The organism is Candidatus Enterococcus murrayae, assembly GCF_017315985.1.
In the GTDB taxonomy this organism is placed as follows: domain Bacteria; phylum Bacillota; class Bacilli; order Lactobacillales; family Enterococcaceae; genus Enterococcus_A; species Enterococcus_A murrayae.
Genome location: NZ_JAFLVR010000004.1, coordinates 82,378 through 107,722 on the forward strand (window position 1 = coordinate 82,378; position 25,345 = coordinate 107,722).

Genomic DNA, 25,345 nt, shown 5'->3' on the forward strand with positions numbered 1-25,345 from the left:
CATTATACCAAAAGAAGAGCTCTCCCTCATTATTTCTCGTCACTTTTGTCAGAATTTAAAAATTGATCTGTCTCTGCCAGAATTTCTTCCAATGGCAATTGTTTGATTGGTAATTCCTTTGGCAATGCCTTTCGTAATTTTTCACCATATTTGGCAGTGAGGAAACGTTGGTCTAATAAGAGCATTACCCCTTTATCCTCATCCGATCGAATCAAACGTCCTAATGCTTGACGCAAACGAAGTGCCGCATGGGGTACGGCTTCTTGGAAAAAGGGATTAATGCCTTCTGCCGCCAAGAAATCGTTGCGAGCTTTGACTTGAAGCCGCTGCGGATTTTCAAATGGCAGACGTGTGACGATCAATATCTGCAAAATTTCACCTGGAAGATCAATTCCTTCCCAAAAACTATCGGCACCAAATAGCAGGGCATCTTTTGAAAGTAAAAATCGTTTTAGCAGCTTTTCACGGCTGCCGCCAATCCCTTGAGCCAAAACCTCTCTTCCTTCGTTTAATAAAGGAACCCGAACTCGCTGATAAACCCGATTCAAGATGTCATGAGAGGTGAATAATACCAAAATCGGTCGTTTCTGACTCTCTGCCATTTTATGAACGACCCCAGCCACATAATTTGCATAGTGATCTGGTGATGTCGACTGGATACTGATACTATTCGTCGGCAAGTATAATCGAGCTTGCTCAGCATAATCATATGGACTGCTGATAATTTTCAAAGCTGTCTCTGGAATCCCCCAGCGTTTTGCAAAATAATGACGATCACTGCCGATTTTTAACGTTCCGCCCAAGTAAAGAATCTGCCTGTAACGTTCATACCATTTGGTCTCGCTGATTAGTGAAGCTTCTAAATCTTGGACTTGAAAGTTTTTTCGTTTGGCACTGAACCAATGAATGTAGCGAGTATCCCACTTTTCGCTAAAAGCCTCAAAAGCGGTTTGTTGTTGCTCTAAACTATCCAGTAAAGCTTGAAGATCACTCCATTCCGCCTGCTCTTTAATCCCAAACGTCTCTTTGTAAACCATAAAGTACGCCTGCATTTGATCACCTAATGCTAATGCATCTTGATACAGACGGCTAATTCGCTGTATTACTTGTTCACCCGCTAAAGATAATTGATCAATCATATCTTTCGTGATCAAACGTTCATCCTCTGCAGGATATTCCTCTTTGAAAATTTGATAGAAATCTGTCAAATCTTCATCCAGCTCCTGCAGTACATCTTGAAAAATTTCAAGTGTATGCCGGGTTTGCTGATCTTTTTGGACTAACGACTGCCAAGCAGAAAACTTATGATCATCTAGCAAACGATGAAACGCGCGTTGGATCGACAAAAGATTGAACTGCTGACTGGTGATTCTCTCCAATACTCGATTTAAATGATGGGCTTCATCAATGATTAAATAAGGACTTTTGGGCAATTGAGGTTCTTTTCGCTGATCCTCCTGTGCTAAATAGGCATGATTTGTAACAATCAAGTTGCTTTGTGCCAATTTTTCCTGACGATGACGAATAAAATCTACATTGTAAAATGGACTGCTTGGATTTAAAGTATGCGTTCCTAAATGCGATACTTCTTGCCAAAAGGGATGCTTCAGGCTGGTCATATTTAGTTCATCAAAGTCGCCTGTTTCTGTCTGCGTCAACCACACAAGCAGAGCCATTTGATAAAATGTGTATTGCTTTTGCTCTGATTTCTTTTGGAAACTTTGATAAAAACGCTCCAAATCAATATAGTGTCGACTGCTCTTCATTACCACTGCTTGCAACGGCTGATCCAGTAATCTGTTAATCAACGGCAGATCGTGCTTCAATATCTGCTCCTGAAGCAATAATGATACCGTACTGACCACTATCGGCTTTTCTGGTGTTGCTAAAAAACTCATCGGCAGCAAGTAGCCTAATGTTTTACCAATCCCAGTTGCCGCTTCCACCAAAATATTCTTATCTTCCTTTTTATTAAAAAAATCGTAAACTAGATTCATCAAGCGAGCCTGTTCTTTTCGAAAATCCAATTCCCCTTGATAAACTTTTTCTTTCGACTTACGTGATCGAGGATAGGCTTTCGTACCAAAATAACTCTCTGAAAAAAGCGGAACACTTTTTTTTCGCAAAGCCAAGCCATGAATGATGGTCAAATCATTTGATAATGGTTTTGGATTAATTTGCATTTCTATCAAACAATCTTCTAAATAGCCTTTTGTTTGAAACGCCATCTGATCAGCAGTAGCAATAATTTTTTCTAACGTAATAATCGGCAACTCTTTTATTTTAGACTCTAGATATAATAATAATTGAGCGGTAACATCCGCATCACTATCAGCCTGATGGGGATTCTCATGAACCAAATCCAGTTCTTCTGCTAAATCCTTCAACCGAAAACTTAGCGACGTTGGCATAAACACCTGTGCAAGTTCGACAGTATCAATACCAGGAATTGTTAACGGCGGCATTCCGCAACGTTCCAGTTCATTACTTAAAAAGGGATAATCAAAATGAATATTATGGGCTACAAAAACTGTATCCGCTAGTAAATTAGTAATCGTTTGAGCCACATCTTCAAAATAAGGGGCTTTTCGAACTCGCTGATTAGTGATGCCAGTCAGCGTTTGAATTTGTGCCGGTATATTTTGATCTGGGTTAATATCTGTCGAAAAATGGGTCACGATCTTACCATCTTCGATTAACACACATCCGAACTGAATGATCCGATCAGTTTTTGGATCAGTTCCTGTTGTCTCAATATCAACGACTGCATAATTTTTCTTCACACGTATCCCTCCTTCCTTGAAATCGTGCACTATTCTTATAAAATCTCAAAAAATGACCTTACTGTCGGAGCCTCTCATCTACCAATTTTTAAAAGAACTGGGGATAAAGTTCGTCGCCAACAACTAAAGCCTTCCTCACGCATTATATCTGAATAGTACCACTTTCTACAAGAAAGTTCTTTGGTTAAAACGATTCCAAAATAATTTAAACAAAAAAAGCCAGATGCTTTCGCATCTGGCATAAAAGTCTACTTAATTAAGCTTTGTTAACGTTTGTAGCTTGAGGTCCACGTTGGCCTTCTTCAACGTCGAAAGTCACTGCTTGACCTTCTTCTAAAGTTTTGAAGCCGTCGCCTTGGATTGCTGAGAAATGTACGAATACGTCATTTCCGTTTTCAGCAGTGATAAATCCGTAGCCTTTTTCTGAGTTGAACCATTTTACTGTACCTTGTTCCATGTTAAACATCCTCCTAGGATAAAAATTAGTTTGTAATTACTTGAATGGTGAAATAGGAAAGATGTTGTCTGAAACAAACTTGCCAATATTACCGTACAAAAACTACACTTAGAAGTATAACACATATAAAGCGATAACACTAGGTTATCGCTCAAAAAACTTTTTCTTAATGTATTTGAAATATTTAAACACTAATACCGTAAAATCGCCAATAAGCTTTTCTCATCCGGTGCATCTTTTTGGTCTAGAACAAAGACCTGCCCACCATTTTTGATAACATTATCAGCAATTTCATTGAGTACTTGACGACGATCATATTCTACATCTGGATCTTCCCCAAAACCGTCTACAAGATTTGAAGTTGCGATAAACAAATGAGAAATCTTACCTTCTTTTGCCGCTGGAACGATATCAACCAATTGATCAACAAACTTCCGGTTAATCAATTTTTGATATGTTTGTGTTTCAATATCCGCAAGCTGATCAGAAAGTTTTTCTGATTCTTGTTTAATTTCATTGATATTCGCTTGAGCTGGCGATCCATTGATCGCTGCCTTGTCTGAATAATATGGATTCTTCGCAATCTTTTTAAATTGTGTTTGATTCTCCGGAAGGGCAAAAAGATATAACGGTAACTGATCCGGATTATCTAACTCTTTTATGAAATTATCGACGGCCTGATAATAATTGACCCAGTCAATTTCAACTTCTTCATCCTTTGCATTTACACCATGGTAACTCCCGACTTCTCCTCCACGAGCTGAGACGTTTAAATCTCCGCCAGTCAGTTCATCGCCTAAAGCAGTCACAATATCCATCGGTGCATCATCTGGAAGTTCGACCATCTTCACTTCTTTATTGCGAACAAAATAAAGTTTCATGGAATCTCTATTTAGAGTCATTAAATAATATGCATAGTTGAATTGAGCATTTTTTATGATTGCCAATAAATAAGGCAACTCACTTACATAATATTGATCATCAACAGAAATATTTAATCGATGAATGTATGTTTCATCTGTGGTTAAAATCACCGCAACACTTTTTGTTCCGCTGCGCCAGAAATCTCCATCTGCAAGTAGTTGATCGATTTTTTCTTGGAATGGTTCAAAGCTGTGATCAGTGTATTTTTTCTCGAAACGTTTTTTCGCTTCTTTAGCAAAGTTTTTAAACATGATTTGATCTTTCTCAACATCTTGATGCGCATGATGAGTGTTTAACATAAATGTGATAAACGGACCTGTTGCTTCTTCTGAAGTCAATTCAGTTAGTAACTTTTTACTGATATTTGCCATAAATGTACCCTCCTATTTAAATCTTCCAATCCAAGTGTACCATAGCTGCTAAATTCCTTAAAACGAAACGCAACCCTTGCATTATGAAATTATTCGAAAAATTTCACTGGAATTTGCATAAGTTTTTTCTAATACATTTCTTAGTGATTAACAAACAGCTATTCATGATTTCGTTGAGCATTTGCTATATCATAAAAATATACCAATTATCCCGAATTGGTTTTTTCATACTTACTCCTACCAAGAGTAAATAACAACCTTCATTTCCACCATAGTGACGGCTATGGTGGTTTTTTTATGTTTCAGTTGCGTTTCGCACTTATTTTGAAAAATATTTGTGTGCGTTTACAAGTTTTGCTAAACTGGAATTAGTAAAATAAAGGAGTATGTCATGAAAACTGCTGAAGAAATGTATCAATTTTGTCAAAATACGGGGTTTTTCTCAGGTTCTGATCGTCAATGGAGCATGAAACTTTTTTCAGTATTAGAAAAACATCTAAGCGCAGATGAAGAGATTCTGGTTTGCTTTATCGGTCTACATAATCGAACTTCCGCTACTAAAAACGAAGGATTTTATGCTTATGCCTTAACTAATCAACGTTTTATCATGGGTCAAAAGAAAATGATCGGCGATGATTTTAAAATGATTCCTTTAGCAAATATGCACGAGCTTCGCCTGACCAAGGAGACAAGCCTAGATCTATTGGAAATTACTTCTTTGGAAGGAACACTCAAGATTGTTTTAACCGAAGATGAAGCTCCAACCATTTTGGCAAAGTTGAAAGAATCGATTCAGCAAGCGACTAAAAAGAGTACTGACGAAGATCAGTTAAGTAAAGCTGAACAGCTCCTAAAAATGAAAGAACTCTTAGATCAAGGGTTATTGACCAAAGAAGAATTTACTAAAATAAAAGAAGATATCCTTGAATAAAAAAATTGTCCAAGAGCAGAACTCTTGGACAATTTTTATTGGATGGCGGCCTGACCTGTTTCACGTGTACGAATTCGGATTACCTCTTCAATCGGATAAACAAAAATTTTTCCTGTTCCACATTCCTCCGACTGACAGGTTTCTAAAATCAAATCGATCACTCGTTCCACATCTTCATCCGCTAAAATAAAACTCACTGATACCTTAGGCAACAATGTAGTGATGATTTCTTGTCCTCGAACATAGCTTTTCTGCCCCTTTTGTAACCCACATCCTAACACTTGGCTGACCGTCATACCATTTACTTCGATTTCCTGATCAATAACTGCTTTGATTTCTTCCAATTTTTCTTGTCTGATAATTGCTTCAACTTTTTTCATAGCTTCCCCCTCTTTACTAATCTTAAGAATCCATACCCATAAATGTTGGATAAGCATTTTCATCATGCTCGATCTGATCCAATCCCAACGCCTCTTCTTGCTGTGACACTCGAATTGGCATGAAGACTCTGATTAACGAAATAATCAGGTAACTAGCTACGCCTGCAAAAACTAACGTAAAAAGGACACTTTCGATTTGCGCAATAAATAAGTGAGTTTCTCCATAAATGAGTCCAGTTCTCCCACCAATTGAAGGGTCTGCAAATATTCCTGTAACGATTCCGCCAAAAATCCCACCGACCCCATGACAGCCAAATGCATCTAAAGCATCATCAAAACCTAGTTTCTGTTTAATAACTGAAATAAAGAAATAGCAAAATGGACTTACTAGTGCCCCGATCAGTAAGCTCGACCAAATCGATACAAACCCGGCACCCGGTGTAATAGCGACTAGACCAACCACAGCCCCAGTACAAGCGCCTACCACAGTTGGCTTACCATTTAAAATTTTCTCAATCAGCATCCAAGATAGCATCGCACAAGCTGCTGCTGTATTAGTGGTAATCATTGCATGAATCGCCAAACTGTCGGCTGCCAAGGCTGATCCTCCATTGAATCCAAACCACCCAAACCACAATAACCCTGTTCCCAAAACAACAAAGGGTACATTATGCGGGCGATAATCACCAAGATGATATTCACGGCGGCGACCTAACACGATTGCTAAAACTAAACCAGAAATCCCAGAGCTAATATGCACGACATTTCCCCCAGCAAAATCAACCGAACCGATTTTATCGAGGAAACCTCCGCCCCAAACCATATGCGCCATAGGGAAGTAAACCACAACTAACCAAATCGCAATAAATAAGAAAATTGCAGAAAAGCGCATTCGACCGGCAACTGATCCTGTTAAAATTGCTGTTGTGATTAAAGCGAACATCATTTGGAAGAATGCAAACAGTCCTTCTGGAATACCATCTCCTTTTGACATAGAGACTCCATTAAAAAAGACTTTGTCCAGATTACCAATAAAATCTCCGCCGCCGCTGAATGATAACGAGTAACCAATAATCACCCAAATCAAGGAAGCTAATCCCATTGTACAAATTACCATCATCATCGTGTTCAGAATATTTTTCCGTCGTTCCAATCCACCGTAGAAAAAAGCCAAAGCGGGGGTCATGAGAAAAACTAGTCCAGAACAAATCAAAATAAATGCAATATTTGCTGCCATCGAATCACTCCATTCTTTTTATGTTAAATATTCTAACATCATTTCCAGATAAAAAAAGAGTTTTATCTCTTTTTCTTCATATTTTTCTAATTTAATGACTTTTCATGTCAGAAAAGTTTACATAAAGAAAGAGCAGGATGGCCATCCTGCTCTTATAATCCATGATATTCTTTATAGACAGCTTGTTTTTTCAGTCCATGACGCTTTGCTACTGATTTGATCGCTTCTTTCGTCAAAGTACCTTCTGAAATCAACTCTTCGACTTGTTCTTTTAGCGTACCTTCAAAAACTTCCTCTTCAGCTATCTCCACTGCTCCTGAAATTAGCAAGCAACATTCGCCCTTCAGGGAGTGCTCGGACAAGTATTCAATCAACTCTTCTGCCGTTCCTCGTAAATATTCCTCGTAAAGCTTAGTCAACTCACGACAGATCACCACTTCGCGGTTACCGAAAACTTCTAAAACATTCTTTAATGTCTCTTTGACTCGATGGGGAGACTCATAAAAAATCAACGTCGCCATCTGTTTTTTCAAATCTTCCAGCTCTTTTTTCTGAGAGCTTCTTTTTCGCTGCAGAAAACCATAAAAATAAAATGGTTGCGGCAGTAATCCTGATGCAATCAAAGCGGTCATCCCTGCGGTTGCACCTGGCAAAGCAACGACAGGAATATCTCTTTCAATACAGGCAACTACTAATTCATGCCCCGGATCACTAATAGAAGGCATGCCTGCATCACTTACTTGAGCAATTGATTTTCCACTTTCTAAAAAAGCTAGCAGTTCTGGGATACGTTCATTATAGTTGTGCTCGTGCAAACTTTTTTGCGATACTTTTACTTCAAAATGATTCAATAATTTTTGGGTATTACGCGTATCCTCACTAGCAATCAAATCGACTTCTTGCAACGTCTTTATTCCTCGAAAGGTCATGTCCTCCAAATTGCCAATAGGTGTCGGAACTAAGTATAACGTCCCGACTTTTTTCGCAAAACTTCGTTGAATCCTCACAGTCATTCTCCTAACTCATTTTAAGGTATTTATTTTCTTATCAAAAATTTCATACTAGCAGCCTAATTATGCTCTTGTACCTTGCAACAAAAAAAGCGGGTGTGACCATAAGCAGCGTCATACCCACTAATACTGAATAAAGCATTCTGAAAGCAACCACTTCAGAAGCAATCTTCAACTTATTTTTGTTTACTTTCACGATAGATGACATCTAAACAAAAGGCACAAGGCTCATCCTGTTCACGTCTTGAGCCATAAAGTAAATTACAGACATGAAAGCCATCTTCATAAATTTTTTCAAGATTCAAACGCGATTCTGACAATTCTTGCCGTTCATCTAAAACAGGAGATTTCTTTTCATCAATCTCACGAATTCGTTCTCGCAAACGCTCGTTTTCCATTTCTAATGTGGCATTCTTCTCAACGAGCTCAAGAAGAGTCTCCTTCATCGAAACTAAATCTTCAAGATTTTTATTCATATCCTGCTCTAATTGATTCAAGCCATCGTACAAAGACCGTCGATCCATCATGATAAATCACCTGCTTCAACAAGTTCTTGATAATCAAAATCTACCGTAGCGTCACGACCGAATAACCGAACTTTTACTACCTTACTCAGTAGATTTAAACCGATCACCTTGCCGCGTCCTTCAGGTGTATTAATCTCTTTTCCATAGTCAGGCATTTCTTTCTTCGCTGCTTCGTATTCGCCATTCTCATATTTCAAACAGCACATCAAACGACCGCAGAGTCCAGAAATCTTCGTTGGATTCAGCGACAGCCCTTGATCCTTGGCCATTTTAATCGAAACAGGGATAAAATCACCTAAAAAAGTCGAACAGCATAATGGTCGGCCACATGGACCAATCCCTCCAAGAATTTTTGCTTCGTCGCGAACACCGATTTGCCGCAGCTCAATCCGAGTGCGAAAAACCGCTGCTAAATCCTTGACCAATTCGCGGAAATCAATTCGTCCATCAGCGGTAAAATAGAAAATCATTTTGCTTCGATCAAAAGTATACTCTACCTGAATCAGCTTCATCTCTAATTCATGGGCACGAATCTTTTCTTTCGCTATCTTAAAAGCCGATTCCGCATCCGCCTCATTTTGTGCTACTTTTTTTAATTCTTTATCCGACGCCTTATGCATTATCATTTTTAAATCATCAGATAAATCCTTTTTCGCTATTTCAATTTTTGGAATTGCCACTGTCGCAATCTGGTGCGCCTGCTGCGACTCGACCAAGACTTTATCATTATAAAAATATTCGTTTTTTCCTGGCGCATAATAATAGATATGACCTGCGTCACGAAAACGAACACCCACAACTTCAACCATGGTTCTCCCTACTCTCTTAAATAACGCTAAGCAAAGATAATGCGCAACGTTATTTGTTCTGCGATATTTTGAAATGATACGTTCGCTTCTAATTTCTGACTGGCAGACAAAACTTCTTCCAACAGGTAATTGTACGTCTCTAGGTCCGTTTGATTTTGTTTCATCACTTGATTACGTTTCTCTTTAACAAAATACGCTAACATTTCAAAGGCAAATTGCTGCTGCGTTTTCTCCTTAAATGTCTTGACCACTTTTTTTTGAACGTAAATAAAAGCTTGCGGATCATTTTTTTCGAGATAATTAAACCATTGAATAACAGCATCTCTAGCTTCATTAAACCATTCATCTTTTGAGATTTCAACAGCTTTTCCATAACTATTTGTTAAATTTGCTAATAGTTTCGCGGTTTTTGCAGGGATTTGTTCTGATTCTAAACGGGACTGCAGGCGTTCTGTGGACAACACTTGAAAATGAATGATCTGGCAACGCGAGCGAATTGTTGGCAATATTTTCCCTAGCGATTGAGTTTCTAAAATGATCATGAAATTGGCAGGCGGTTCTTCTAAAAATTTCAATAAACTGTTAGCAGAATTTAAATTCATTTTTTCAGATTGGTGAATGATAACGACTTTCTTCGCAGATTCGAAGCCGCTCTTTGCTAATTCGCTTTGCAGAGCACGGATCTGATCAACCTTGATAGACTGGCCATCAGGTTCAATCTCAACAACATCGGGATGATCTTTACTAGTTATTCGCAGACAATTGTTGCATTTTTCGCAAGGCATTTCTTCTTGTAAATCTAAGCAAAACAAATGTTTGACAAACCATAGTGCCAATTCTGCTTTACCTGTCCCTTGATCGCCTTCAAAAAGATAAGCATGGGCCAAACGCCCATGCTCAAAACTATTTTGTAATTGACGAAAAACGATGGGTTGAATTGTTTGCAATTTTTGTACTTCTTCCATTCTAATACTGGTGGAAGCCTTCGACTGGCAAGACGAATACCGTCGCACCGCCGACTTCAACTTCAACAGGATAAGGGACTTGTCCGTCTAATGAAATATCTAATGTCACTGGTGTTGTGACGTATTGCGTACGAGCCTGACATGTTTCTTTAATCAGGGCCAAGGCATCTTCCACTCGGTCATCTTCAATCCCGATAATAAATGTGCTATTGCCGGCCTTCAAGAAGCCGCCAGTAGAAGATAATTTCGTTGCTCGAATGTTGGCATCGATAAATTCATTGGCTAAACGGTTGGAATCTTTGTCTTGAACAATCGCTAAAATAAGTTTCATAGTTTACACCTCTCATGATTGGAAATAGTTTGGACAACGCGTCAACAGTTCGTAAAAGCACTCTCTTACGACTTCATCTAAACGTTTCCTAGCATCGATTTTTATGATCCGATCTGGATTTGCTTCCGCTAATTTTAAGTAGGCGTGTCGGACCCTCTGATGAAATTGTAACCCTTCTGAGTCCAAACGGTCAATTTGATTGGTTCGGTTCTTCATAATTCGTTGCAAACCAGTATCTGAATCAACATCCAAATATAAGGTGATATCAGGAGTCGTTCCCTCAATCGCAAACTCATTGATTTTGGCAACTTCTTCCATCCCAATTCCTCTGCCAGCCCCTTGATAGGCTAGGGAGCTATCGACAAAGCGATCACATAAAACAATTTTATCCGCCTCTAATGCCGGCCACACTTTCTCGATCAAATGCTGACGGCGTGCTGCTGCATAGAGTAACGCTTCTGTTCGATCATCCATTCGATCATTACTTGGGTCAAGAATCACGTGACGAATTTTTTCAGCGATCGGGATGCCTCCAGGTTCTCTTGTCTTGACGATTGACCGTTTCGCCGTTAATTGTAGTTTTGGATAAAGCTCATTCAGCACGCTAGTTTTACCCGCGCCGTCTGGTCCTTCAATCGTAATAAATAATCCGTTCACTTTTTTATCCCCCAAATAAATTTGATCTTCTATTCTCTCTTAAAAAAAACACCGCGAAATCCTTATAATTCACGGCGTCCTTCCACTGCTTTTAACAAGGTGATTTCATCAGCATATTCGATGTCACTTCCGACTGATAACCCATGCGCTAGACGAGTAACCTTTATTCCAGCCGGCTTAATCAGACGTGATAGGTACATCGCGGTAGCTTCGCCTTCTGTCGTAGCATTTGTTGCAATGATTACTTCCTTAATTTCATCATCATGCAACCGTTTGATCAGCGGTGCAATATTGATATCCTCCGGACCTGTCCCTTCCATCGGCGATAAAACACCATGAAGCACATGATAAAGACCATGATACTCACGAACTTTTTCCATTGACATCACATCTTTTGGCTCTTCAACAACAAGAATTGTACTGCGATCCCGAGTCGTATCAGAACAAATCTCACAGGGATCTTCCTCCGTGATATTTCCACAAACACTGCAAAAACGCAAATCTCGTTTAACACTGATCAACGATCGGGCAAACTCATTGACTGACTCATCTTTCATGTCAATTGTAAAAAAGGCTAGACGAGTAGCAGTTTTCTGTCCGATTCCCGGCAGCTTCATATAGCTTTCAATCAACTTCGCAATTGGTTCTGGATATTGCATTCCGTCCTTCCTCTCTTCCAGAAAGGCTTAATGAATTCTTTCATCTTTAAACAAATAAGAATAAACTATTTTTTCTTATTACCAATAAAACCAATTCGTTAAGCCGGACATGGATAAAACCATTAGCATAAAACTCTGGACCTGTAAAAATCGGTACCTAATCTAACTAAGAACAAAGTCGCTTACATTCCCGGAAGTCCCTTTGTATATTTGCCCATTGTTTGATCTGTTTCTTTCGTAATCTTCGTAATTGCATCATTGACCGCTAAAACAATCATGTCTTGCAGCATTTCAGGATCTTCTGGATCAATCAATTCAGGATTAATATTCATTGACTTCATATTTTTATCACCAGTGAATGTAACTGTTACTAAATCGTTAGTTGAACTTCCGAGAAACTCCTTGGCATTTAACTCATCTTGAGCCTTTACCATTTCTTTTTGCATTTTCTGCATTTGTTTCATCATGCCTTGCATATTTCCCATTCCGCGCATCATTTTATCTATTCGCTCCTTTAATCATCTTTAATTGTCACGAGGTCACCAAACAGACTTTTCGCTTGTTCAACAACTTCATTGGTTTCTTCTGGTATCAAACTGATTTCATCATCTGTATCATTTGCCTCAGCTGCCACCGGACGGTCATGGTGCTGACTCACAAAAGCTTGTCGCAATCGTGGCCAACTTTCACGAGTAATGAAAACAAAATCTGGCGTATAATCCTTGATCATCATACTCAAACTGTTTTGCATATTCAAGCGTAACTCATCATTACCGTCTGCTCGTTGACAAACAATCTCATAATCAAACGCAATCAATAGTAACTCTGGACCTGCTGCCATTGGTTCACTGGCTTTTAACATCGCCCGTTGAGTAACAGGCAAAGCCATCAGCAAATCTTCCCAAACATTTTTCACATTTATTAAATGATCCTTAGTCGCTTCACTCAGTACTTGATAAACCCGCTCAGTAGGTACGCGATAGCTACTGGTAGTTTTCTTTGGTGCCGCTTTGCGCTCTTCTTTTTCTACTGTTGGATTATTTTTCAACTGCTGCAGCTCATTCTGTAATTGTTGCAGCTGACTTTTCAACGCTGTTAATTCCGCTGGATCAGTTGGATGTGACATAGCTGGCACATCTGAACTAATCTGCTGTTTCTCTGAAACAGTAGATACTGTTTGAGGTGTTGCCAACTTCACTGTTGCAACTTCCAGATAAACATTTGCATGATTGGTAAAACGAATCTCATTTTGTGTCTCACTTAAAATCTTGATCATACTATAAAGTCGCTCTGAAGCTGTCTTTTCAGCTAACTGCTTGAAAGTATCCGTCAAATATGCCGCTCGATTTTCCAATAATTTTGGTGCTTGTTGATAAATCAGCAAATCACGACAATACAATAGTAAATCTTCGGTTAAGCGTCGGGCTTCTTTTCCCTCTGACAGAATATTCTCTAAAATCTCTAATGCTCCGCTGACATCTTGTCTCAAACAAGATCCGATGAAGTCGTCCATCATTTCAGTAGTTAAGCTGCCCGTTACCGCCAAAGCATCCTCTAAAGTAATTGTTTCATTACTAAAAGAAATTGCTTGATCCAGAATACTCAGTGCGTCTCTCATACCGCCTTCAGCAGCACGTGCAATTACAGATAGGGCTTGCTCTTCATAGGGTTGATTACTCTGTTCAAGGATATAAGCCATCCGACCAATAATTGCTTGTACGTCGATTCTTTTAAAATCGAATCGTTGTGTCCGCGAGATGATCGTTGCTGGAATTTTGTGAGGCTCGGTTGTCGCTAAAACGAAGATCACGTGCTCTTTAGGTTCCTCCAACGTTTTTAATAATGCGTTGAACGCACCCGTAGAAAGCATATGAACTTCATCAATGATGTAAACCTTATATTTTGCCGCAGTTGGGGCGTAATTGGCGCGGTCCCGGATAAAACGGATTTCTTCCACACCATTATTGCTTGCAGCATCGATTTCGATCACGTCTTCTTGACGACCTTCAGTAATCGAACGGCACATTTCACATTCATTGCAGGGCTCCCCATCAACACTGTTAGGACAATTGATGGCTTTGGCAAAAATTTTCGCTGCACTAGTCTTCCCTGTTCCGCGGGGACCGGTAAACAAATAGGCGTGGGAAGTTTTCTGTTGTTGGATCGCATTTTTCAACGTCTTCGTGATCGCTTCTTGTCCGACTAGGTCATCAAAACGTTGCGACCGCCAAACGCGATAAAGTGCTTGATACGCCATAATTCTCCTCTTTTCTTTCAAAATCACTGCTTTTTATTATACGTGATTTCACACAAAAAAACTATAGAAACCGATTATCCAATGGAATTGTTTAATGTCTTTTAATTTGTTCAACCGCATCCTTTCTATTTCAAAAAAGCCCTGTGGTATAATGGAAAAAACGTTTTTATGGAGGGTTATTCATGGGACTATTTAAAGCAGCAACGAGCAGTATTGGCGGCGGATTAGCAGATCAATGGCTAGAAATCATTGAACCTGCCGACATGGGACAGACCACAGTGATGTCAAAAGGTGTGGCTGTTCGAAAAGATGACAAACGCGGCAGCAATAAAAAAGGCACCCGCGATGTGATTACAGATGGATCAGTCATTCATGTATATCCAAACATGATGATGCTCCTTGTCGATGGTGGAAAAATCATTGATTATACAGCTGAAGAAGGCTACTACACAGTAGAAAACAACTCTGCGCCTTCCATGTTCAATGGATCACTGAAAGAGGCGGTAGCTGAAACCTTCAGCCGCTTCAAGTTTGGCGGTGCGACACCTCAGAAACAACAAGTTTTCTATATTAATCTACAAGAGATCAAGGGAATCAAATTTGGTACCAGTACACCATTAAATTACTTTGATAATTTTTATAATGCAGAGCTATTTCTACGAGCTCATGGAACTTATTCCATCAAAGTGACTGATCCGATCCTATTTTTCGCTAATGCCATTCCTCGAAATATGGATCAGGTTGATATCAGTGACATAAATGAACAATACCTGCAAGAGTTTTTAACTGGTCTACAAGCATCGATCAATCAAATGTCTGCTGATGGCCAACGGATTTCTTATGTACCATCAAAAAGTATGGAATTAAGCAAATATTTATCTAACGTACTAGATGACAGCTGGAAAGAATTACGTGGCATGGAAATCGTTTCGGTTGCCGTGGCCAGCATCTCTTATACGGATGACTCTACTAAGTTGATCAATATGCGAAATGAAGGAGCTATGCTAGGTGATCCAAATGTACGTGAAGGTTATGTACAAGGTTCAGTTGCACGCGGTATGGAAGCTGCTGGTAAAAATGATGCAGGGGCCGCCACTGGTTTCTTCGGTATGGGCATGGGGATGAATGCAAATGGTGACTTCCTTAATCAGGCGTCCCAAGGAAACAATCAACAAATCCAGCAGAACCAACAAGCTCAGCAAAAATCTTCTGGCGATCAATGGACATGTCCAAAATGCGGAGAAGAAAATACTGGTAAATTCTGCAGCAACTGCGGGGAACCAAAGCCCGCTCCGGCTGCCACCGCAAAAATACAAATGAAATGCAGTGAGTGCGGAGAAGTTGTCGATTTAAGCAATGGTGTACCAAAATTCTGTCCACATTGCGGCAAGCCCTTTAAAGCTGTGCCGTTAGACTAAACTATCAGTTGCACCACATTGAGCAGGGTTTATAGTGTACGGTGCGTCAGCTGTGTACGTGTTGAGATACAAATTTGTTTTTCTTTTTTTAAATGAACCCATTATTTTGAAATAGGAGGTCTGCAAATGGCAGATGTATTAACACATCATTGCCCCAACTGCGGCGGTCCGTTGACTTTTAATCCAAGTGATCAAAAATTTCACTGTGATTATTGTTTAAGTATTTTTACTGTGGAAGACATCGAAAAATTTGAGACCAAAAATCCTGAATCTGTTTCAGAAACACAGTCTGAAATGCTCAACACTGATGAAACGACCAGCGATGTGGATTTATTTCTCTGTCCCAGTTGCGGTGCTCAAATTGTTACTGATCACACTACCGCCGCCACTTATTGTTACTTTTGTCATAACCCTGTTGTCTTATCGGAACGTTTGACCGGGGCGTTTCTGCCAAATAAAGTTTTACCTTTTAAAATTGATCGTAAAGCGGCAATCGCCGACTTTTTGACATGGACACAGAAGAAACACTTCATACCAAAGGACTTTTTTAGCGAACAGCAGATTGAAAAAATGACGGGTGTCTATTTTCCTTATTGGGTGGTAGATGCAGAAACGTCAGGAAATTTGACTGGCAAAGGAACTTCCCTGCGAGTCTGGATCGTCGGTGAAATTGAATACACTGAAACGAAGGTTTATCAGATTTTCCGCAAGGGAAAAGCAAAAATTAATCATCTGACTAAAAATGCCTTAAAGAAAAACTTGCAGCAAAAAATGGTTGAAGGTGTCCAACCTTTTCCGATTAATCAAGCAGTAGACTTTCACACAGAATACCTGTCAGGATTCCAAGCAGAAAAGCGCGATATTGAAATTAAGGAGCTTGCTGAACAAATCGATCATGAGCTGACTGAATATACGGAGGACCTACTGCGTGATACAGTTTCTGGTTACACAACATTTACACCAAGTAATCAATCTGTTGATGTTGAAAAGCAAGATAATCATTATATGCTGTTGCCAGTTTGGTTAGTAACTTATCAAGATGCATCGAATAGAACGTATTATTATGCCATGAATGGACAGACGGGCAAAGTAAGCGGTGTGTTGCCAATTAGTAACAAGCGTTTAGGTTTGTTCTCTGGTGGAATATTCGCGACAGTTCTGGCCATCGCTATGATTGTGGGGTATTTTCTATGAAGAAATTTCTTTTACTTTTAGGTTTTCTTGCACTGTTCAGTCCATTGAAAGTTCTTGCAGCCTCAGATACGGTGGACGACCAAGCAAACCTGTTATCTTCAGAAGAAAGAACAGATTTGTCAAAACAGGCCGATGCCATCAATAAAGAAATCAAAGGTGAAGTCTTTATCGTGACGACTGACAGTAACACAGAAAAACCTCGAAAATTTGCCAACGAGCAATTAATGTCTCGGGTCGGAAAGAACAACAATGGTGCGCTTCTTTTATTAGATATGAATCAGCGGAAAATTTATCTTTCAACTTCTGGAAACATGATTGACTATGTTACTGATAAACGAAGAGATAAACTTCTGGACGATGTAACTGCTGCAATGAAAGACGGAAATTATTACCAAGCCACTCTTAATTATTTAACCAACGCTAAAGAATTTGTTGATGCAGGAGTTCCTGGAGGATCTTATCGAAAAGATGAAAAAACCGGAAAGATTACCTACTATAAATCAATCACCCCTGTTGAAATGGCAATCAGTTTAGTCGCTGCACTGGCAGCAGCTGTTGGGTTCTTTTTGTTCGTACGTTTGCGCTATCAATTAAAAACTGGAAACTATCATTACCCCTATCGTCAAAATGCTCAATTGGATTTAACTGAGCGGCAAGATCAATTGATCAATTCTTTTGTCACAACTCGCCGAATCCCCAAACCCTCCAATAACAACAGTGGCGGTGGTGGCGGAAGTACTACAAATTCAAGCGGTGGTGGTACTTTTGGCGGTGGCGGACGCAGTTTTTAAACAAATAAAATAAAAAATGTTATCATCACATACCAGAGTCTTTCAAAATTAATGAAAAACTCTGGTGTTTTCTTGTATTTTCTTGAATTCACCCTATGATTTTGCTAAACTTTTATGGTTAATAGAAGTAAAGGAGCCTATCAATGAATAAAAAGAAAAGATTCCCCCTTGTTTTGGTTGTCCTAGTACTTTTTTTCCAAAGCCTCATAGGAATCACCGCTCAAGCGGCAGACGATTTTTCTGTCAATGCAAACGCGGGATATGCCATTGACGCTGACTCAGGAAAAGTTTTCTTTAACCAGGATGGCGACACACCCAAAGGCATTGCTTCCATCACTAAAACGGTAACGGCATATCTCGTTTTAGATGCAATTAAACAGCAGAAGATTACTTGGGAGCAAGAGGTACCGATTTCAGAGTACGCAGAAAAATTGAGTACTGTTCCTGATTTGTCGAATGTCACATTAGTTCGTGGACAAAAATACACGGTCAAGGATCTTTTCGAGGCCATGATTGTCCAATCAGCGAATGCTTGTGCGGTTGCTTTAGCCGAATTAATTGCCGGCAATGAACATACTTTCGTCAATCAAATGCGGGAACAGCTCGACAAATGGGATATCAAAGACGCGACAATCATCAATGCTTCTGGTTTAAGCAATGTTTATCTAAAGGATCATATGTATCCGGGTACACAGGAAAATGACGAAAACTTGATGTCTGCCCGCGATGTAGCGATTATTGCTCAGCACTTGATCAAAGATTTCCCTGAAGTTTTAGAAACAGCAAAAATCAAAGAAAAAACGTTCGCACCTAATTCATCCCAACCAGATGAAATGAAAAATTGGAATGTCATGCTGTTTGATGGACCAAATTATAAAGAAGGCGTCGACGGTTTGAAAACTGGAACCACTGATCTAGCTGGTGCCTGTTTTGTCGGAACGATCCAAAAGGATGGTCGTCGTGTCATTACTGTGATTTTAAATGCTCTAGACCAGCCAAATAACGAAAATGCTCGATTTACAGAAACAGGTAAGTTGATGGATTATTGCTTGAACAATTGGAGTCAACAGGATGTAACAGTTGCTGGGCAAACCCCGACGGATAAAAAGGAATTGAAAGTCACAGAAGGCAAAGAAAAAACGGTTGCTCTAGCTATGGAAAAACCGGTCAAACTTTGGATACGAAGTGACATGGATCCAAATGATTTAACGATCAAAACAACCTTGGATCAGTCTTTACTGGACGATAATGCGATCATTGCCCCAGTTCATAAAAATGAAAAAATCGGTGTTGTCAGTGTCTCGCTGACTCAAGATACTCTAGGTTACGTTCAGAAAAATGAAGGAGCAACTGCAGATCTTGTAACAAAAAATGAAGTTCAAAAGGCTAGCACTTTCGAATTGATTTGGCAAAAAATCACCGGATTATTTTCATAAAAAAAACCTTCGATTTGAGTCGAAAGCTTCAGACTATAGACGGTGTCCAAAAAAAAATGGACACCGTCTATAGTTTTTTCTATTATTATTTGGCTTTGAAAGGAAAATATAATTCTACTTCTCCCTCTGCAAAATGTGGCAAATAATGCTCATGGATCGCGCCAGCAAGCTCTACATTTTCTAAAGGGAAAATTTCTCCCAACATCAGGTTGGTCGCTTCTTCAATCTTTTCTGCGCTAGCTTTGACTGTCAAGTAGCTCATTGGCGGTAACTCCCATCGTACCCAACCTTCTGGTGCTTCTGCCTCTTCTGGTACCTGTACCCCTGCTAGGTAGCGTCCCTCTTTTTGCCACGGTGCTAGCCAATTTTCACTATCGCTCATCAATCCCCATAAATGCAAATCTTTCATTTCTTGACTAGCCAAAAGTCCAACTATCTCTTCAAAGTGACTGTTCATCTGTTCCCATAATAACGGAACCCATGATGGTCCTTCTTCTGCCAAACCGTTTCCTTCTTTACCAACTACAAATAGTGTCGGCATATCCACACGATTGACTCCTTTGATGTTCATCTACATCCCTCCTCCTCATAATTTTACTAATCTTCTGAATGAATACCAACTAATAGTTCTTACCTGCGTATTTGACCTTTTATTTGATATACTTACAAGGAGCTAGGCACGGTTCCTGTTGAAGCGTTTGTCGAAACGATAAGCAGCTTGCAATTTGGAATAATTTTTAATGAGAAAGGTGTGTTGGGATGGACATACAACGAGATTTAATTGCTTTAGCACTCTATTTTATCGTACTGATTGTTTTGTTGGTTCGTTTTAAACAAAAGAAATTCAGTAATTTTTTATTATGGTCTATTATTTTTCTAGTCTTATATTTTTGTACATTGGAAATTCAAAATAAAACATTCTATATTTTGATTCCGTTGTTTTTCTTTTTGTTGTTTTGCTATTTTTATTTTAAAGAAAAATGCCGTTTACGAAATGGTTGGCTGTTCAATCTTGCTTTAATTAGTTTTATGGGATATGTAGCACTTGTGTCTGCCACTGACGGTTCTTTGATCGGTGCGGGTATCTTAGGTATATTGGCAGTCTTGTTCTTGGTCACAATTTTATTTGGTTTATATGCAGCGATTATTTTTTTAATCGGCAACAGCTTTATTGTTTTGCGTCATGAATCACGCAGATTGCCAAATTTATTAACTCTAATTTTAGGACTTGCAATTATTGCATTAATTGTCTTACAGGTGATTGGGCCAAAAATCTTACCAAGCTGGTCAGTCATTCTATTATCAATTCCGACAACCATTGCACTTTATTTTTTCATTGTTTTTTGGAATTTCTTATCGATCTCCTTGCTTTATCAGCTTAACCAGCCAAAACTCAATCAGGATTACGTTATTGTACTAGGTGCTGGATTAATTGGCGGTGAAAGAGTCACGCCTTTGTTAGCAAAGCGAATTGATCGCGCGATTCAATTTTATCGTAAACAAAGTGAAGAAACGTTATCCCCACCGCAACTTTTGATGTCAGGTGGACAGGGGCCAGATGAAAAAATTCCCGAGGCTCAGGCAATGCGTGAATATGCCTTGGAGCAAGGTATTCCTGCCGAAGATATCCTGATGGAGGCTCAATCAACAAATACTCTTGAAAATATGCGATTCAGCAAAGAAATCATGGAGCGAGAAAAACCTTCTGGCTATCGCGCAATCTTTACTTCTAACAATTATCATATTTTCAGAGCCGGAATGTACGCTGAAGATGTTGGTTTAAAGATTGATGGAATCGGTTCAAAAACTGCGCGTTACTACTTGCCTAATGCTTTTCTTAGAGAATTTATCGCAGTAGCTTTAATGAATAAACGCATTCACCTAGTAGTCTGCGCGCTCATTGCATTAGGTTTTGCAGCTCTAGCAGTGATTAATTATTTTTTTGTTGGCTAGCAGATAAAAAGAGGAATGCCACGAATTTCGCTGGCATTCCTCTTTTTTATTCTGCTCGTAATGCGATTGCCGCATCCTTTTTCGCTGCCATTCTTGCTGGAATGTGTCCACCAATCATTGTTAATACTGTTGAAACAACGATTAAGATGATCCCATGGACAGGATTTAATTGCGCAACATTCTTTAGTTCAGTCATATTATACAAAATCGCATTGATTGGGAATGTTGCTAAGTAAGCAATAACCACGCCCAATGTACCTGAAGCGATACCTAAAATGCACGTTTCTGCATCAAATACACGAGTAATATCTTTTTTACGTGCTCCCAAGGCTTTTAGAACACCAATTTCTTTTGTACGTTCGATTACTGACGTATAAGTAATAATTCCGATCATAATCATACTAGTCACTAGTGAAATTCCGGCAAAGGCCACCAATACATAGGTGATCGCATCCATTAAGCCGCCAGTCAATTCAGTCATCGTTCCGGCTAAGTCTGTATAGATGATTTTATCTTCTTTCTTCTTCCCTTTGTTATAATCATCCAAATAGCTCAAGATTTTTTCTTTATCTTTGTAGTTGTTTGGATAGATCATGATACTACTTGGAATACTGTCACCGCCTAAGTAAGCCAGTGTACTCCCCTTTGTCGCATCATCTAATTTTTCGTTCGTCATAACATTGGTATCAGTGTCTCTTTGTGCTTTGACGATTTCTGAATTTTCATTGTCTTTAACAATTTTCGAGGTCAGCTCGTTACTGTAGGCGATCCCCGGTGCCAAGAGATTCATCGTTGAAGATTGTTTTACTCGCAAGATCCCAGATATCTTCAATGTATCGTTATTGGTATTATCGTACATTGCTTTGTAATCATTATTTGGAATAAAATTCCCAGTCGGGATTTTTGTGTAATACTCATTATTGTTGATCAGTTTAAATTCTGTACCGACTATTTTACTGAAATCAATTTTTTCACCATCTTTGACATCAAAACCTAGATTTTTTAATGAGTTGATATTTGTACTATTATTTGCATCCACAATCAACACGACATCTGTGTCGGCTTTTGGATAGGCACCGGATAATAGTTTGTAATTATCTTCTAAAAAGTTGCCAGAATTTTTATCTAACTGAGTTGGGAAAGATGATACGCCCATTCCTGTCATGGTGGACATCGCACTCATCATAGAAGGGCCACTATCTGGTGCTTCATTGGATAACTTAACAGGTTTGACTTCCCCTTCTACATCACGCAAAAGATTCATTCCAACTACACGAGTAAAACCAATATTATTACTTAATTTTGGATCAATATCATTGATGTAATCCACATAATCCTGATTGATTTTATTTGTGTGCTGCGCTTTATCTTCATCGCTAATCTTTGCAACGATGTTATTCTTATTATCCTTGCTTGCTCCGCTGGCTTTGTCCGAGCCTAATGCTTGATTTCGATTGGCAGTCTGATCTGTAGTTGTTTTTGAAATCGTAATGGGATACTTTGCCATCGTTTCCGCTTGAGTACTGTCAATTTGCTTCTGGAAGCCGCTTGATAAAGAAAGTACGATCCCGATACTGATGATCCCAATACTTGAAGCAAACGCCGTTAAGAATGTTCGTCCTTTTTTTGTTCGCAGGTTATTAAAAGAGAGCTTCAAGGCCGTCATAAATTTCATTTTTGTTCTTTTTAATTGAAATTGTTCGCCTTTTTCTCCTTCAATATGCGGATGTGAGTCATTCAATATTTGACCATCAGAAAATTCGATGATCCGATCTGCATATTTATTTGCCAGCTCTGGATTGTGCGTGACCATGATGACTAATTTTTCTTTCGACAATTCCTGAATCAGGTTCATGATCTGCACACTGGTCTCTGTATCCAATGCCCCTGTTGGTTCATCACAAAGTAAAATATCCGGGTCATTCGCCAGCGCTCGCGCAATCGCCACCCGCTGCATCTGTCCGCCAGATAACTGGTTTGGTTTCTTGTGCATGTGATCTGCTAACCCGACACGTCTCAGCGCGTCCTCAGCTCGTTGTTGTTTTTCTTCCTTTGAAACACCGCTCAATGTCATTCCAAGTTCAACATTGTCGATAATACCTAAGTGGCCGATCAAATTGTAGCTTTGAAAGACAAAACCGATTGAATTGTTGCGATAAGCATCCCAATCTGCATCTCTGAAGGTCTTCGTTGATTTACCATCGATGATCATATCACCGGAGTCATAGTTGTCCAGACCTCCGATTACATTCAACATTGTAGTCTTCCCAGAACCACTGGCACCGAGGATCGCGACAAACTCCTGTCGACGAAATGCAACAGATACACCGTCTAAAGCTTTTGTAGTCGTCTCTCCCACATGATAGTGTTTTTTTATATCTTTTAATTCTAACATTGCGTCACCCTTTTTCTCTTAGTTTACTTTGCCAAGATAGCATGGCATTATTAACTCAAAATGAACAAAAATTCATGTTAGGTTCACAGTAACTTGCTACTATTATTAAGTAAAAGGGAGGGCAACGCAAATGAATCGAATACTTATCGTGGAAGATGATGAAAATTTATCATTACTTTATCAATCAGCGCTAAAAAACGAACGCTTCGAAGTATTTCGTGCGATGAACGGTGTAGAAGCCTTGAAAATTTTAGAAACGCAATTTATTGATCTGATTATCAGCGATATTATGATGCCGGATATGGATGGCTACGAATTGGCCGATAGTCTGCGTCAAGCAGATTATGATCTTCCTATCCTATTTATTACTGCTAAGGATTCTTTTGAAGATAAAAAACGTGGATTTACAATTGGGATAGATGACTATATGGTGAAACCGATCGATGTAAATGAAATGCTCCTGCGTGTCGATGCCTTATTACGCCGAGCTCAGATCGTACACACAAAAGAATTGATCATTGGCAATACCCGGCTTGATCAGGAGACCTATCAGATCAAATCACCTTCTCTGACCGAGAATCTGCCGCAAAAGGAATTTTTACTTCTATATAAATTGCTCGCCTACCCAAATAAAATTTTTACCCGCCAGCAATTGATGGATGAAATCTGGGGGTTAGACTCGGATACCGACGAGCGTACAATCGATGTTCACATTAAACGTCTTCGTACTCGGTTAGAAAAAAATGCTGACTTTTCCATCGAGACAATTCGTGGATTGGGCTATAAGGCGGTCATCCACTCATGAAAAAGAAACTTTTTTCCCAACTGTGGATATACTTCGCTGCAATTACATTTTTGATGATGTTCGTCGTATTATCCGTCTTCGTCGGTCTGCTTTTTATGATTAATCATTACCAGCTATTAACACCGGAGAGAGAAGGACATCTTTTTCCTTTCTATTTCATCATTTTTTTAAGTCTAGTGATTGGAGCAGCACTTTCATTTTTTGTAGGTAAACGTATTTTGCAGCCAATCGGCAACCTAAGACAGGCTATGAGCAAAGTTTCAAAAGGCGATTTTACAGTTCAACTTGACGAACAGCAGCAAATGGAAGATGTTGAAGAGCTCTATCATGATTTCAATGTTATGGTAAAAGAGCTCAACAGTATTGAAACCTTAAGAAATGATTTTGTTTCCACGGTCTCTCATGAGTTCAAAACACCTATTGCTACGATTAAAGGCTATGTGCAGCTATTGCAAAATGATTCACTATCCAAGGAAGAAAGACAAAACTATTTGGAGCGTATGCTGGACGGTACTCAACAGCTGACACATCTGACTGATAATATTTTGAAATTGAGCAAACTTGAAAATCAAGGACTGGGATTGGATTTTCAAAATTTTCGACTAGATGAACAAATTCGTCAAGTGATCTTATTTCTCCAGCCAAAATGGGAACAGCTGAACTTGACACTTGACTTGGATCTGCCTCGTACGAATTACTTTGGGAATGAGGAATTTCTTTATCAAGTTTGGTTGAATTTAATGGATAATGCTATTAAATATAGTCAAAAAGACAGCAGTATCCATGTTCATTTAAGCAATGAAGAGGATGGACAAATTATTACCATCAGCGATGAGGGCATCGGTATGTCAAACGAAGTTGCCAGCCGTATTTTTGATAAATTCTATCAAAGTGATACAAGCAGAAAAACCAAAGGCAATGGTCTAGGTTTGGCTTTAGCTAAACAAATCGTTGAACTACACCATGGAACGATCAAAGTCAACAGTTCGCCAAATAAAGGCAGCAACTTTAAAATATATTTGCCAAATCGCTTAAAAACTTCATAATTATTTGAC

At 39.2% G+C, this 25,345-nt stretch carries 24 protein-coding genes; 8 read left to right on the plus strand and 16 right to left on the minus strand.

What is annotated here, in order from left to right:
- Nucleotides 1-29: 29 nt before the first annotated feature.
- The 3 genes from JZO85_RS02060 to JZO85_RS02070 all read right to left on the minus strand — a co-directional run bounded on the left by JZO85_RS02060 (nt 30) and on the right by JZO85_RS02070 (nt 4,535).
- The gene (locus JZO85_RS02060; protein WP_207106838.1) at nt 30-2,783 is read right to left on the minus strand and encodes a helicase C-terminal domain-containing protein; all 2,754 of its coding nucleotides are present in this window, start codon (nt 2,781-2,783) and stop codon (nt 30-32) included.
- Nucleotides 2,784-3,039: 256 nt separating this feature from the next.
- A complete protein-coding gene (locus tag JZO85_RS02065; protein WP_010745638.1) occupies nt 3,040-3,240 on the minus strand; it encodes a cold-shock protein in 201 nt (66 codons plus the stop codon).
- Between the two features lie 191 nt (nt 3,241-3,431).
- A complete protein-coding gene (locus JZO85_RS02070) occupies nt 3,432-4,535 on the minus strand; it encodes a baeRF6 domain-containing protein (RefSeq protein ID WP_207106839.1) in 1,104 nt (367 codons plus the stop codon).
- Nucleotides 4,536-4,926: 391 nt separating this feature from the next.
- Here JZO85_RS02070 and JZO85_RS02075 point away from each other — a divergent pair, with 391 nt between their 5' ends.
- A complete protein-coding gene (locus tag JZO85_RS02075; protein ID WP_207106840.1) occupies nt 4,927-5,466 on the plus strand; it encodes an SHOCT domain-containing protein in 540 nt (179 codons plus the stop codon).
- A 35-nt stretch (nt 5,467-5,501) separates the two neighbouring features.
- Here JZO85_RS02075 and JZO85_RS02080 read toward each other — a convergent pair whose 3' ends face one another.
- From JZO85_RS02080 to dnaX, 11 genes are all read right to left on the minus strand, one after another.
- Entirely contained in the window at nt 5,502-5,846 is a 345-nt protein-coding gene (locus JZO85_RS02080; protein ID WP_207106841.1) for a P-II family nitrogen regulator, read from the minus strand.
- A 22-nt stretch (nt 5,847-5,868) separates the two neighbouring features.
- Nucleotides 5,869-7,083 (minus strand): ammonium transporter, encoded by a 1,215-nt coding sequence (locus tag JZO85_RS02085; RefSeq protein WP_207106842.1) that lies wholly within the window; start codon nt 7,081-7,083, stop codon nt 5,869-5,871.
- Nucleotides 7,084-7,235: 152 nt separating this feature from the next.
- Nucleotides 7,236-8,090, minus strand: coding sequence for a 16S rRNA (cytidine(1402)-2'-O)-methyltransferase (gene rsmI / locus JZO85_RS02090; protein WP_430732908.1), 855 nt, complete (start codon nt 8,088-8,090; stop codon nt 7,236-7,238).
- A gap of 179 nt (nt 8,091-8,269) precedes the next feature.
- Nucleotides 8,270-8,617, minus strand: coding sequence for a DNA replication initiation control protein YabA (locus JZO85_RS02095; RefSeq protein ID WP_207106930.1), 348 nt, complete (start codon nt 8,615-8,617; stop codon nt 8,270-8,272).
- Nucleotides 8,617-9,429: a PSP1 domain-containing protein gene (locus tag JZO85_RS02100; RefSeq protein WP_207106844.1), complete on the minus strand. Its 813-nt coding sequence runs from the start codon at nt 9,427-9,429 to the stop codon at nt 8,617-8,619. The genes JZO85_RS02095 and JZO85_RS02100 overlap by 1 nt, the downstream gene beginning before the upstream one ends.
- A 26-nt stretch (nt 9,430-9,455) precedes the next feature.
- Nucleotides 9,456-10,394, minus strand: coding sequence for a DNA polymerase III subunit delta' (gene holB / locus JZO85_RS02105; protein ID WP_207106845.1), 939 nt, complete (start codon nt 10,392-10,394; stop codon nt 9,456-9,458).
- Nucleotide 10,395: 1 nt separating this feature from the next.
- Complete coding sequence (locus JZO85_RS02110; protein WP_207106846.1) at nt 10,396-10,725, minus strand: cyclic-di-AMP receptor; 330 nt, start codon at nt 10,723-10,725, stop codon at nt 10,396-10,398.
- A 12-nt stretch (nt 10,726-10,737) separates the two neighbouring features.
- A complete protein-coding gene (gene tmk, locus JZO85_RS02115) occupies nt 10,738-11,382 on the minus strand; it encodes a dTMP kinase (RefSeq protein WP_207106847.1) in 645 nt (214 codons plus the stop codon).
- 62 nt (nt 11,383-11,444) lie between these two features.
- Nucleotides 11,445-12,041, minus strand: coding sequence for a recombination mediator RecR (recR, locus tag JZO85_RS02120; RefSeq protein WP_207106848.1), 597 nt, complete (start codon nt 12,039-12,041; stop codon nt 11,445-11,447).
- 182 nt (nt 12,042-12,223) lie between these two features.
- A complete protein-coding gene (locus tag JZO85_RS02125) occupies nt 12,224-12,538 on the minus strand; it encodes a YbaB/EbfC family nucleoid-associated protein (protein ID WP_207106849.1) in 315 nt (104 codons plus the stop codon).
- Between the two features lie 17 nt (nt 12,539-12,555).
- A complete protein-coding gene (gene dnaX, locus JZO85_RS02130; RefSeq protein ID WP_207106850.1) occupies nt 12,556-14,298 on the minus strand; it encodes a DNA polymerase III subunit gamma/tau in 1,743 nt (580 codons plus the stop codon).
- Nucleotides 14,299-14,480: 182 nt separating this feature from the next.
- On the opposite strand from dnaX, the gene JZO85_RS02135 reads away from it, so the two are divergent.
- From JZO85_RS02135 to JZO85_RS02150, 4 genes are all read left to right on the plus strand, one after another.
- Nucleotides 14,481-15,716, plus strand: coding sequence for an SPFH domain-containing protein (locus JZO85_RS02135; RefSeq protein ID WP_207106851.1), 1,236 nt, complete (start codon nt 14,481-14,483; stop codon nt 15,714-15,716).
- A gap of 126 nt (nt 15,717-15,842) precedes the next feature.
- Nucleotides 15,843-16,910, plus strand: a complete 1,068-nt coding sequence (locus JZO85_RS02140; RefSeq protein ID WP_207106852.1) for a TFIIB-type zinc ribbon-containing protein — start codon at nt 15,843-15,845, stop codon at nt 16,908-16,910.
- Nucleotides 16,907-17,701 carry a TPM domain-containing protein gene (locus JZO85_RS02145; protein ID WP_207106853.1) on the plus strand — a complete coding sequence of 265 codons (795 nt, stop codon included), beginning with the start codon at nt 16,907-16,909 and terminating at the stop codon, nt 17,699-17,701. The genes JZO85_RS02140 and JZO85_RS02145 overlap by 4 nt, the downstream gene beginning before the upstream one ends.
- Nucleotides 17,702-17,844: 143 nt before the next feature.
- Nucleotides 17,845-19,137, plus strand: coding sequence for a serine hydrolase (locus JZO85_RS02150; RefSeq protein ID WP_207106854.1), 1,293 nt, complete (start codon nt 17,845-17,847; stop codon nt 19,135-19,137).
- Nucleotides 19,138-19,222: 85 nt separating this feature from the next.
- Here JZO85_RS02150 and JZO85_RS02155 read toward each other — a convergent pair whose 3' ends face one another.
- Nucleotides 19,223-19,708, minus strand: a complete 486-nt coding sequence (locus tag JZO85_RS02155; RefSeq protein ID WP_207106855.1) for a GyrI-like domain-containing protein — start codon at nt 19,706-19,708, stop codon at nt 19,223-19,225.
- Between the two features lie 188 nt (nt 19,709-19,896).
- On the opposite strand from JZO85_RS02155, the gene JZO85_RS02160 reads away from it, so the two are divergent.
- Nucleotides 19,897-21,090 (plus strand): YdcF family protein, encoded by a 1,194-nt coding sequence (locus tag JZO85_RS02160; protein ID WP_207106856.1) that lies wholly within the window; start codon nt 19,897-19,899, stop codon nt 21,088-21,090.
- A gap of 46 nt (nt 21,091-21,136) precedes the next feature.
- Here JZO85_RS02160 and JZO85_RS02165 read toward each other — a convergent pair whose 3' ends face one another.
- Nucleotides 21,137-23,485 carry an ABC transporter ATP-binding protein/permease gene (locus JZO85_RS02165; RefSeq protein WP_207106857.1) on the minus strand — a complete coding sequence of 783 codons (2,349 nt, stop codon included), beginning with the start codon at nt 23,483-23,485 and terminating at the stop codon, nt 21,137-21,139.
- 130 nt (nt 23,486-23,615) lie between these two features.
- Between JZO85_RS02165 and JZO85_RS02170 the strand changes: the two genes are divergently transcribed.
- Nucleotides 23,616-24,290 (plus strand): response regulator transcription factor, encoded by a 675-nt coding sequence (locus JZO85_RS02170; protein WP_207106858.1) that lies wholly within the window; start codon nt 23,616-23,618, stop codon nt 24,288-24,290.
- A complete protein-coding gene (locus tag JZO85_RS02175; protein WP_207106859.1) occupies nt 24,287-25,336 on the plus strand; it encodes a sensor histidine kinase in 1,050 nt (349 codons plus the stop codon). The genes JZO85_RS02170 and JZO85_RS02175 overlap by 4 nt, the downstream gene beginning before the upstream one ends.
- Nucleotides 25,337-25,345 lie beyond the last annotated feature (9 nt).